Source organism: Shinella sp. M31, assembly GCF_049199205.1.
Classification (GTDB): Bacteria; Pseudomonadota; Alphaproteobacteria; order Rhizobiales; family Rhizobiaceae; genus Shinella.
In genome coordinates this window covers 40485-50595 of record NZ_JBLZPH010000112.1, presented here as the reverse complement: position 1 = coordinate 50595, position 10111 = coordinate 40485, and the positions used below count along the sequence as shown (strand labels likewise).

General features: G+C 63.6%; 12 protein-coding genes. 4 read left to right on the top strand and 8 right to left on the bottom strand.

The genetic code is table 11. The features are described 5' to 3' along the window. The 3 genes from ACOZKU_RS19110 to ACOZKU_RS19100 all read right to left on the bottom strand — a co-directional run. Positions 1-205, bottom strand: a 205-nt coding sequence (locus ACOZKU_RS19110) for an Hpt domain-containing protein (RefSeq protein WP_421580205.1), incomplete at its 3' end; no start/stop codon positions are given. Continuing rightward, the gene (locus ACOZKU_RS19105; protein WP_244762952.1) at positions 202-570 is read right to left on the bottom strand and encodes a response regulator; all 369 of its coding nucleotides are present in this window, start codon (positions 568-570) and stop codon (positions 202-204) included. The genes ACOZKU_RS19110 and ACOZKU_RS19105, both read right to left, overlap by 4 nt. Then, a complete protein-coding gene (locus ACOZKU_RS19100; protein ID WP_421580204.1) occupies positions 570-896 on the bottom strand; it encodes a hypothetical protein in 327 nt (108 codons plus the stop codon). The genes ACOZKU_RS19105 and ACOZKU_RS19100 overlap by 1 nt, the downstream gene beginning before the upstream one ends. A gap of 364 nt (positions 897-1260) precedes the next feature. On the opposite strand from ACOZKU_RS19100, the gene ACOZKU_RS19095 reads away from it, so the two are divergent. Continuing rightward, positions 1261-2985 carry a type VII secretion target gene (locus ACOZKU_RS19095; RefSeq protein ID WP_421580203.1) on the top strand — a complete coding sequence of 575 codons (1725 nt, stop codon included), beginning with the start codon at positions 1261-1263 and terminating at the stop codon, positions 2983-2985. 18 nt (positions 2986-3003) lie between these two features. Here the strand turns inward: ACOZKU_RS19095 and ACOZKU_RS19090 are convergent, their stop codons facing one another. After that, complete coding sequence (locus ACOZKU_RS19090; RefSeq protein ID WP_314086907.1) at positions 3004-3993, bottom strand: bile acid:sodium symporter family protein; 990 nt, start codon at positions 3991-3993, stop codon at positions 3004-3006. A 90-nt stretch (positions 3994-4083) separates the two neighbouring features. Between ACOZKU_RS19090 and ACOZKU_RS19085 the strand changes: the two genes are divergently transcribed. Genes ACOZKU_RS19085 through ACOZKU_RS19075 form a run of 3 tightly spaced genes read left to right on the top strand, consistent with a single transcriptional unit; the run spans position 4084 to position 6752 of the window. Further along, positions 4084-4950, top strand: coding sequence for a LysR family transcriptional regulator (locus tag ACOZKU_RS19085; RefSeq protein WP_421580207.1), 867 nt, complete (start codon positions 4084-4086; stop codon positions 4948-4950). Between the two features lie 59 nt (positions 4951-5009). Continuing rightward, positions 5010-6602, top strand: a complete 1593-nt coding sequence (ggt, locus tag ACOZKU_RS19080) for a gamma-glutamyltransferase (protein ID WP_421580202.1) — start codon at positions 5010-5012, stop codon at positions 6600-6602. A gap of 12 nt (positions 6603-6614) precedes the next feature. Next, positions 6615-6752 (top strand): hypothetical protein, encoded by a 138-nt coding sequence (locus ACOZKU_RS19075; protein ID WP_421580201.1) that lies wholly within the window; start codon positions 6615-6617, stop codon positions 6750-6752. A 25-nt stretch (positions 6753-6777) separates the two neighbouring features. Here ACOZKU_RS19075 and recX read toward each other — a convergent pair whose 3' ends face one another. The 4 genes from recX to ACOZKU_RS19055 form a co-directional block, all read right to left on the bottom strand. Next, positions 6778-7335 (bottom strand): recombination regulator RecX, encoded by a 558-nt coding sequence (gene recX / locus ACOZKU_RS19070; protein ID WP_421580200.1) that lies wholly within the window; start codon positions 7333-7335, stop codon positions 6778-6780. A 60-nt stretch (positions 7336-7395) separates the two neighbouring features. Then, positions 7396-7803: a RidA family protein gene (locus ACOZKU_RS19065; RefSeq protein ID WP_421580199.1), complete on the bottom strand. Its 408-nt coding sequence runs from the start codon at positions 7801-7803 to the stop codon at positions 7396-7398. Between the two features lie 55 nt (positions 7804-7858). Next, positions 7859-9127: an SfnB family sulfur acquisition oxidoreductase gene (locus ACOZKU_RS19060; protein WP_421580198.1), complete on the bottom strand. Its 1269-nt coding sequence runs from the start codon at positions 9125-9127 to the stop codon at positions 7859-7861. 123 nt (positions 9128-9250) lie between these two features. Beyond that, positions 9251-10000, bottom strand: coding sequence for an IclR family transcriptional regulator (locus ACOZKU_RS19055; RefSeq protein WP_421580197.1), 750 nt, complete (start codon positions 9998-10000; stop codon positions 9251-9253). Between the last annotated feature and the right edge of the window lie 111 nt (positions 10001-10111).

The following is a 10111-nucleotide window of genomic DNA, read 5'->3' as shown; positions in this document are numbered from 1 at the left end:
TTTCGCAATGGTGCGTGAAGGCGGCCAGCGCCTCGAAGCCGAACATCGCGCCGGAGCCCTTCAGCGTGTGCAGGCCACGGAAGACGGCATCGATCTGGTCGCGGTCGTCAAGGCTGCGCGTCAGGTCGAGAAGGCCGGACTCGATCTGTTCCAGCAGTTCGGCCGCTTCTGTCCGGAAAACTGAGATCGGGTCCGGATTGCTCATTTGCCGAGAACCTTCCTGGCGATCTTGACGAGGCTTTCCGGATCGAACGGCTTGGTCAGCCAGCCGGTGGCGCCGGCGGCCTTGGCCTGCGCCTTGATCTCGCCGTCGGATTCGGTGGTGAGGAAGATGACGGGCACGCCGGTATGCGCGGGCAACTTGCGCAGCTCGCGGATCATGGTCAGGCCGTCCATATTCGGCATGTTGAGGTCGGTGATCACCAAGTCGTATTCACCTGCCTGAAGCTTGCTCAGGCCGTCGAGCCCGTCGACAGCTTCGGTCACGGTGTAGCCGGCATTGCTCAGGGTGACGCGTGTCGTCAGCCGGATGCTGGCGGAATCGTCCACGGTCAAGATCTTCGCGGTCATCAATTTTTCTCCTGATGCAACCAGAAATGTGCGGCGTCCGGCGTCATCTCGTCGAGAAATCCGCCACGCTTCAGCACGTCGTAAAGGTCTCCTGCCGCCGGACGGGCAAGTACAAGCCGGCCTGCACGCGTTTCCGCGTGCTTGCGCGCCGCCGTCACGAGCTGGACAAAGCTGAGGTCGACCTGCGCCTCGGCGTCGATATCAAGTATCGCCGTCGCGTTATTGGCCAGATGGTCCAGGATGATCTCCTGAACAGTCACTATATTCTTGATGGTCAGCGCATTTAGTAAGGTTAACGATGCGTCGCCGGACAAGGTGGAGGACATGCAGGCCCCGATAAACGTTTTGCAAGGGAGTATTCCCCGCGCCAGAATTCACCGATAGCCTTAACGAAGGGTAAAGCGCGGTTGCTAAATTCGCCTATTGGTAGTTTTTGTGATATTGATGCACCGGCTTACGCCACGGGAGATAAATTCAATAAGTATCTGAGTTTCATAATTAAATTACAAAATAAGGCATTAGGAATATTATTTATAAATCCCTAATTCTAGGGATGCTGCATCCTCGGGTAGTGGCGTGGAAAACGGCTCCGAACGGCCTGTTTTTGCTTCATAAGAAAGAGCGAATTTACTGCGCGTTACATTGTTCCCCCTAGGGTCTGGCCAAGGTTTCTTGAAAGTGGGGTATGGCGTGTCAGGAACAGCGAGCGCAGTCCGCGTGGAGCGGCAGACGACCGAGACGGAACTCGTTTCCCGTCTCGAAGGGGCCCGTTCCCGCATCGAGCAACGCTTTCTTGACGGCGGCGTGGTGCTGCTCTCGGTTCTCGACGTGCTCAACCGCCTGGTTGCATCGCTGGAAAATCTGTCTCGTTCGCTCGATGACGAAACCGCGCAGACGACGATCGGCCGGCTTACGGCGACCGTCGACCAGCTGACGGCGCTTCCGGCGATAGAGGAAACCCGTCAGCAGCGCCTTGCCAGTGTAGCGGTGACGGAAAAATCGCTCGGCACCCATATCGCCGACATGCAGGAGACGCTGCGCTATCTGCGCACCTTTGCGACGACGGCCAAGATCACCGGTGCGGCCATTCCGGACTTTTCGGGCTTTGCCGAAGAAATCCTCGAACGCATCCAGTTTGGCAGGAAGGAAGTCGATGCGCTCGGTGTGAAGATCGGCACGCTCGGCGGCGTGATCGACGCGGCCTCGTCCGGCGGGGAGGAGGCCCTGGAGCGCTTCCGCCGCAGCGTGCCCGATATCGCCGGCAACCTCTCGCGCAATGCGGCCGACCTCACGGCGCAGCGCAAGCACCTTTCGCAGCTCGCCGGCAAGGTCGGCAGCTCCGCGCGTCTCGTACAGACGAAGGTCGCGACGACGCTTTCCGCCATGCAGATTGGCGACATCACGCGCCAGCGCATCGAACATTGCCAGTCCGCCTTCACCTTCCTGGACGAGCATCTGGCGGCCGGCACGTTGGATGGCGACGCAGCCGGGCGCCTGACAGCGCTGGTCCGCCATCTCGTGCACGACCAGCTTGTCGAAGTCGCCCATGACTTCGGGCGCGAATGCAAGACCGTCGTCGGAACGATCCGCAGCTTCGGTGCCGATATCGATGGCCTGATGGCGCTTTACGGCGACATGGCCGCCACCGATGGCCAATCCGCCGACCGCGCCATGCGCACGCTGGAAGCCGATATCGTTGCCGCCCGCGCCGTCGTGCGCGAGATCGAGCAGGCGGCCGGCAAGGCCAATGCCCTGGGTTCGAGCACGGTGGAGACCGTGCAGGAGCTGCTGAAGGGCGTGAAGACGATCCAGCTCGTCCGCACCGATATCCACTACATGGCACTGAACACCAACCTGCGCTGCAGCAAGCTCGGCGAAGAGGGGCGGGCGATCAACGTGGTGACGGCGGAGCTGCGCACCTTCTCCGCCCAGCTCGACGAGACGGCCGAACGCATCCTGACCGCGCTGCAATCGCTAGAGGGCGATGCCGGCAAGCTTGGCGAGACCGGCGCTGCGGCGGGTGGCTCCCTCGACGCCCATCTCGAAGAGGTGCTGGATCATATCCGCCGCGCCGGCGACCGGATGGAAGAGGATATGGCCGCCCTGCGCGATTGCGGCGCGGATGTTTCCGCCAAGGCGGGCCGGACGATTGCCGGCCTCGATTTCAACGCCGAGCTTGGCGACGTGCTCGCCGACTGCGCGGCAAGTGCCGGTGATCTGGCCGATGACGCGGTGCCCGATACGTCTGGACTTAAGGAGGCGATGGTCGATCTCGGCAGCCGTATCGCACGGGTCTATACCATGGCTTCGGAACGGGAAATTCACGTCCGCTACTTCGGCGGCATGGTCGAGGCGGCACCCGCCCAGCCTGCAGCCATGAGCGACGACGATCTGTTCGACGACGCTCTGTTTTAAGGCGCTGCCGGATTTGCCTTAGCTGGCTTGTGCCGGCTCCGCGTCGAGCGTTTTCTGCCGGTCGGCATAGACGCGCGCCAGCCAGGCGCAGACCATCAGCTGGATCTGGTGGAAGAGCATCAGCGGCAGCACGATGGCGCCGATCGACTGTCCGGCGAAGATGACGCTTGCCATGGGCACGCCGCTGGCAAGGCTCTTCTTCGAGCCGCAGAAGACGGCGGTGATGCGGTCTTCCCGGTTGAAGCCCAGGAGCTTTCCGCCGAGGCTGGTGATGAGAAGAACGGCGGCGAGCAGCAGGCAATCGACCAGGATAAGCAGTGCGAGATCCCCGATGGCCAGCCGGTGCCAGATGCCCTCCGTCACCGCTTCGGAAAAGGCGAGATAGACGACCATCAGGATCGAGCCGCGGTCGAAGGGATTGAGCAGCGTCTTCTTCGAGCGGATCCAGTTGCCGATGAAGGGTTGCAATATCTGGCCGGCGACGAAGGGCAGGAAGAGCTGCAGCATGATCTTCCAGATCATGTCGAAGGAAATACCGGCATTGCCTCCCGTCGAGAAGAGCAGCGCTACCAGCGCCGGCGTCAGGAAGATCCCGAGAATGTTCGATGTCGATGCCGCGCAGATCGCGGCCGGCACATTGCCGCCGGCAATCGAGGTGAAGGCGATCGAAGACTGCACTGTGGATGGCAGTACGCAGAGGAAGAGCAGGCCGAGATAGATCGGCTGGTCGATCAGCCAGGGCGAGAAAAGGCCGAGCCCGAGGCCGAGCAGCGGGAAGATCGCGAAAGTCGTCACCAGGATGAAGAGCTGGAGGCGCCAGTGCAGGAAACCGGCCACGACAGTGTCCGTCGACAGGCGTGCACCATGCAGGAAGAACAGGAGCGCGATCGCGATATTGGTGGCGATGCCGAACCATTCCGCCGGCTCGCCGGAAATCGGCAGCAGCGAGGCGAGCAGCACGGCGCCGACCAGCAGCAAAGTGAATGTATCGGGCAGGAGGCGTTTCATCGGTCACGGTCCGGAGAGGGCTCGACAGGCCTTTAAAATGCGATATCCTGTTTTACGATGCAATCGATAATGCTTATCGAGAAACGTGATATGCTCGATCTCGCCCAGCTGCGCAGCTTCGTCATGGTGGCTCAGACAAAAAGTTTCACGCTTTCGGCGGAGCGGTTGAATCTCGGTCAGTCGACGGTCAGCCAGCATCTTCAACGCCTCGAACGCAGCCTCGGCCGGCGGCTGATCGACCGTGATACCCATGCGGTGCGCCTGACAAGCGACGGCGAGGCCTTGTTGCCGAACGCCCGCCAGCTCCTCGCGCTGGAGCGCCAGACCGTGGCGCGCTTCGATGCCGATGCGCCGCGCGGCCCCTTCCGGCTCGGCATTTCCGAGGATCTGGTGAGCGGGCAGCTGCCGGGATTGCTGGAAGACTTCATCGCCGATCATCCGTCCGTCGACCTCCAGCTTTCGGTCGCGCTCTCCAAGACGCTGGCCGACATGCAGGATCGCGGCGAGCTCGATCTCGTCATGGCCAAGCGCCGGATCGGCGAGCAACGCGGCGACGCCATTCTGCGCGAGCCGTTGGTATGGCTGGCGAGCGATCCCGAGGCGATCCTGGCCAAGCCCGTGTTGCCGCTGATCGTTTTTCCGCCGCCGAGCCTGACGCGGGCGCTTTTGATGGAAGCGCTGGAGCATGCAGGCACGTCCTGGCGCATCGTCTGCTCCTGCCAGAGCCTGAGCGGGCTGACGGCGGCGGCGCGGGCAGGCATGGGCGTGCTGGTGCAGCCGCGCAGCCTGGCGCCGTCAGGCCTCCGTGAGATCCCCCCGCCATTGCTGCCGGCGCTGGAGGATGTCGAATTCGTGCTGGTCACGGCAAGCTCGGCCGACCACGCCACCGTTTCCGCCTTTTCGCGCAAGGTGCGCGAGCGTTTCGGCAAGGGTTTTGCCGTCAGCGCAGGCCCCTGACATCAAACGATAAAACCTGCCGCTCCGGCGGCATAAAACCACCCGAGGAGAACGACCGAATGCGCAATTTCGAAAGGCCGACCCGCTCCGTCGCCGTCGCCCGCCATGCCATGGCGGCGACGTCGCATCCGTCCGCGACGCTCGCCGCCTTGCAAATCCTGGAGGCTGGCGGCAACGCGATGGATGCGGCGATTGCGGCGTCCGCCATGCAATGCGTCGTCGAGCCCGGCTCGACGGGCATCGGCGGCGATTGCTTCGTGCTCTATGCCGCCGGCGGGTCCGACAAAGTCGTCGCCTATAACGGGTCCGGCCGCACGCCGGCAGCGCTGACGCTCGACTGGTTCACCGAGCGGGGTCTCGCCGAAGTGCCGCGGCAATCGCCCTCCGCCGTGACCATTCCCGGCGCCATCGATGCCTGGACGCGGCTGCATGCCGACCATGGCCGCATGCCCTTCGCCGACGTGCTGGCGCCGGCCATCCGTTTTGCCGAGGAAGGCTATGCGATCAGCCCGCGCGTTCATCGCGACTGGTCGATCGAGGAGGAGCTGCTGGCCTCGGAGCCGACCGCCGCGCGCATCTTCCTTCCCAAGGGACGGGCGCCGAAGATCGGCGAGGTGCACCGTCAGCCGGAGCTTGCCGCCACGCTGAAGCGCATCGCCGCCGAAGGGCGGGACGGGTTCTATACCGGGGCGGTGGCGGAGGACATGGTGTCCTATCTGCGTTCGCTCGGCGGCCTGCACACGCTGGAGGATTTTGCGGAGGCGCGAGGCGATTACGTCACGCCCGTCACGACGGATTTCCGTGGCCATACGATCCATGAATGCCCGCCGAACGGACAGGGCATCATCGCGCTCCTGATCCTCAATATCCTCGGCCGTTTCGAGGCCAAGGGCGATCCGCAATCGCCAGACAGACTGCATCTGGAAATCGAGGCGACGCGGCTCGCCTATGCCGCGCGCGACGCCTGGATCGCCGACCCGGACAAGGCGCATGTGCCCGTCGAAGAGCTGCTATCGGGCGATCTTGCCGACAGGCTGGCCGGCATGATCGACCTTCGCCGCGCGCTGACGGACCTTCCGGCCTTCGACATGCCGCTGCATCGCGACACGGTCTATATTTCCGTGGTGGACCGAGACCGCAACGCCGTCAGCTTCATCAATTCGGTCTTCGACAGTTTCGGCACCGGCCTCGTCGCGCCGCGCTCCGGCGTCGTGCTGCACAATCGCGGCCAGAGTTTTTCGCTGAAGCCCGGCCATCCCAATGTCGTGGCGCCGGGCAAGCGGCCGCTGCACACCATCATTCCCGGCATGGTCACGCGGGGCGGCCGGGTGGAAATGCCTTTCGGCGTCATGGGCGGTTATTATCAGGCGATGGGCCATGCGCATCTCATCTCCAAGGTTTTCGACTACGGCATGGACCTGCAGGAGGCGATCGACCTGCCGCGCCTCATTCCCAAGTCCGAAGGCACGCTCGTCGAGGCCGAGCACACATTGCCGGCCGCAACGGCAAGCGAACTGGAGCGGCGCGGCTTCTCGCTCGTTCCGGCTGAAGGGCCGATCGGCGGGGCGCAGGCGATCCGCATCGATTGGGAAAACGGCACGCTGATCGGCGGGTCGGAATCGCGCAAGGACGGCATCGCGCTTGGGCTTTGAGGAGAGGAAATCATGGCGGAGAGGAACCAGCCAGGGCTGGAGCTTGTCATACGCATCGAGGCGGAGATCGCGTCTCCGCTCGTCGTCGCTGTGCGCGAAGTCATCCCGATCACCGACGGCGTGAGTACCTTGGCGAAGGCGGCTTTCTAACGGGTGACCTGAGCGTCGCCGGCCATCAGAGATGACGGCCGGCGTCCAGCACCTCTTCGGCCTCTTCCAGCGTCATGGCGAAGACCTTTTTGCCGATATCGAAGCTGAAGCCGCCGCGCGCGAAGGCGGAGAATTCCTTGGCCTTTCGCTTGTCATCCAACTCCACCTTGCGGAAGGGGCCGAAGGCGCGCTTGCGGGCGAGCACGACGGCGGCGTAGAGGTCGTCCATCTCGGCCACGGCTGCGGCGGCCGTTTCCTTGGCGATGCCTTTCTGCGACAGCTTCTGCACGACCGCGCGCTTCGAGCGGCCGCTGCGCATGCCCGAACGGCTGCTCATCTCGGCAAAGGCCGTGTCGTCGAGCGCCTTGTTGTCATAGGCGAATTTCACCGCGGCATCGGCCAGCGCCTTGACCTGCGCGTCGCTGATATCCTCGAACTTTTCCCGCGCCTTGCGGGTTATGGCGTCGAAGAGCTGCTTTTCCGTGTGCATGCGCCGTTCGATGCGGTAGATCGTCGAATTGCGTGCCCAGGAGAACATGCGCGGGGTGGGCACATCGGCTTGCGTGTCGTCTTCGAGGCTCACGGGGGCTTTCGGCGATGGGTGCTTCGGATCCCGTTCTTATGGAAGAAGTTTTCCGCCCTGTCACGCCTCGGCCTTCGCCACGACGAGGTCGATCTCGACCAGCGCATCGCGCCCGAGTGCTGCAACACCGACCGTGGTGCGGGCCGGCAGGTGCGCATCCGCGCTGAAATGCCTGTGATAGACCGCATTGAGGCCCGCATAATCGCGGGCGAAATGGGTGAGGTAAATCCGGGCGAAGACGGTGTCTTCCAGCCGATATCCCGTGGCGTCGAGAATGCGGAGCAAGTTTTGGAAAACGAGCTCGGTCTGGGCTTCGATCGATGCGGGCAGCGGCGCGTCGGGCTGATCGGGATCGATGGGCAGCTGGCCGGTGACATGGAGCAACCCGCCCGCTTCCACCGCATGCGCATAACGCGCGGTTTTCGGTGGCGGGGCGGCGTTGGCAACGATGTGGCGGCGCAGCGGCATGGTCGGATATCCGGGGAAGGCGGGTGCCGGACGGACCGCCACCCGGATGGACGGCTCAGCTCCAGGCATGGCGCGGGGCGTTGATGCCGTTGAGGTAGAAATTGCCGACGTGGAAGAATTTCCAGCGTACGGGATCGTGCAGCGTATGGGCACGCGCATTGCGCCAGTGGCGGTCGAGATTGTGCTTGGCGAGCGTGGAGCGCGTGCCGGCCAGCTCGAACAGCTTGTTGGTGGCAAGGATCGCGATCTCCGTCGTCAGCACCTTGGCTTCGGCGGTCTTGATGGTCGCGTCGTTGATCGTCTCTTCCGTCGCGCTCTTCAGGCCAGCGTCGATCGCCTCGCCGGCGATGTCGAGCAGGGCTTCGGCCGCATGCAACCGGATTTTCAGGTCGCCGACGGCGGCGATGGTGAAGGGGTCCTCGCCCGCCGTCTCCTTGCCGCTGTCGATCCAGGGGCGGCTCTGCGTCTTGATGAAGGCGATAGCGTCGTCGATGGCGCCGCGCGCGATGCCGGCATCGATGGCGGCCTGGATGATCTGCGAAACGGGGCCGGCAATGGTCGGCCGGTCGAAGGCGGCGACCGGCAGGAGCCGGCTCTTCGGCACGCGGACATTCTCGATCTTCACCGCGCCGGAGGCCGTGGTGCGCTGGCCGAAGCTCGACCAGTTGTTGGTGACGGTGATGCCGGGCGCATCGCGATCGGTAAAGACGAGATAGCCCTTTTCCTCGGCATCGACGGCGACGATCGGGATGATGTGCGAGAGGAGCGCCCCGGTCGTATAGAACTTTTCGCCGTTCACCACCGCCTCGTCGCCCTCATGCGAGACGCGCGTCTCGAAGGCGCCGACGGTCTTGCTGTTGAGTTCAGAAAAAGCATTGCCAAAGCGCAGGCCGGAGAGAACCCAGCCGAAGAACTCCTTCTTCTGCTCTTCCGTGCCGTCGAGGTCGATATGGCCGTTGATGGCGAGGTGGTTCTGGGTGATCTGGGCAATCGAGGAATCGGCTGCGGCGAGGATGGCGATGACGCGGGCCAGCGTCCTGTAGGACACGCCTGCACCGCCATAGGCTTTGGGCACGTTGATGCCCCACAGCCCGCTCTGCGAATAAGCGTCGATTTCCTTCAGCGGCAGAAGGCCTTCGCGGTCGCGCAGTGCCGCCCCTTGCGCAAAATCGGCGGCGAGACGCTTGGCGACGGCGATCGCCTCCTCATCGCTCTTGATGATGTGGGCGGGGGTCTGCGGGCGCGGGCGCGGCGGCACCGGATCGTCGGAATTCACCCGCGGATGCTGCGTGTAGTCGATCGGCTGTTTTTCGATAATTCCCATGGCGAAGCTCTCCGGTTGGTTTGAGGAGAGTTTCGCATCAAAAAATAAAATCGATAGATATTATGTATTATAGTGTGCCTGCCGGAGGAAAAATCCTTCGAAGGGCCTCTGCGCGCCGGCCGGTCAGGTTTTCGCCCCATAATATTTCTGCGCGATGCCGGCGGCGGCGGCCATGGTCCGCTGGCCGATATCCAGCATGCGGGCTCTGGTCGTGCGCGCCGTCGGGGCCGCAACGGCAAGTGCGCCAATGGGTTTTCCGCTCGGTGCGAGGACCGGTGCCGCGGCACTGATGACGCCCATTTCGAACCCCTGCTGGTTGATCGAGAAACCGCGCCGGGCGGTCTCCTTCACCAGAAGGCGAACCGCTTCCGGCTCCGTGACCGTCTCGTCGGAAAACCGCTCCATCGGCCGTTTCAGCGTGCGCTCGATCTCGTCGGCCGGCAGGAAGGCAAGGTAGGCGAGGCCGGAGGCCGTGGCGTGGAAGGGCAGCGGCGTGCCGAGGTCGACGATCACGCGATGCGCCTGCGAGGAATCCTCGACATGAATGGTGCAAAGCCGGCCGCCGCTGAATTCCGAGAGATGCACCGTCTCGCCCACCTCGTCCGCCAGCGCCTTGACGAAGGGGGCGGCGACGGAAACGAAGGGAAAACGTGCCTGGCGGATGCGCGCGAGCCGTACCGGGCCCGCGCCCAGCCGATACTTTCGCGTCTCCTCGTCCTGCTCCACGAAGCCGTATTTCTCGAGCTCCACCAGAAAGCGCCGTGCCGTCGCCTTGTCGAGTGCGGCCAGCCGCGCAACGTCGGTCAGCCCTATATCCTTGTCCAGTTGGGAAATGACGTCGAGGAGCGAGAGGGCCTTGCCGATGGTGCTCATGTGTCTCTTCCGGACCTTTCGTGATGGACCATGCCGTGTGGGGTCTCCTGCACGGCCATTTCTCCGCGTCCAGCCTCTCACACGCAACGCATCTCTGTCGAGATACTTAAC

Excerpts from the sequence above, each read along its gene's own strand:
- ACOZKU_RS19100 (WP_421580204.1), bottom strand. The coding sequence starts at position 896 with ATGTCCTCCACCTTGTCCGGCGACGCATCGTTAACCTTACTAAATGCG.
- ACOZKU_RS19085 (WP_421580207.1), top strand. The coding sequence starts at position 4,084 with ATGCTCGATCTCGCCCAGCTGCGCAGCTTCGTCATGGTGGCTCAGACA.
- ACOZKU_RS19090 (WP_314086907.1), bottom strand. The coding sequence starts at position 3,993 with ATGAAACGCCTCCTGCCCGATACATTCACTTTGCTGCTGGTCGGCGCC.
- ACOZKU_RS19060 (WP_421580198.1), bottom strand. The coding sequence starts at position 9,127 with ATGGGAATTATCGAAAAACAGCCGATCGACTACACGCAGCATCCGCGG.
- ACOZKU_RS19075 (WP_421580201.1), top strand. The coding sequence starts at position 6,615 with ATGGCGGAGAGGAACCAGCCAGGGCTGGAGCTTGTCATACGCATCGAG.
- ACOZKU_RS19065 (WP_421580199.1), bottom strand. The coding sequence starts at position 7,803 with ATGCCGCTGCGCCGCCACATCGTTGCCAACGCCGCCCCGCCACCGAAA.
- ggt (WP_421580202.1), top strand. The coding sequence starts at position 5,010 with ATGCGCAATTTCGAAAGGCCGACCCGCTCCGTCGCCGTCGCCCGCCAT.
- ACOZKU_RS19055 (WP_421580197.1), bottom strand. The coding sequence starts at position 10,000 with ATGAGCACCATCGGCAAGGCCCTCTCGCTCCTCGACGTCATTTCCCAA.
- ACOZKU_RS19105 (WP_244762952.1), bottom strand. The coding sequence starts at position 570 with ATGACCGCGAAGATCTTGACCGTGGACGATTCCGCCAGCATCCGGCTG.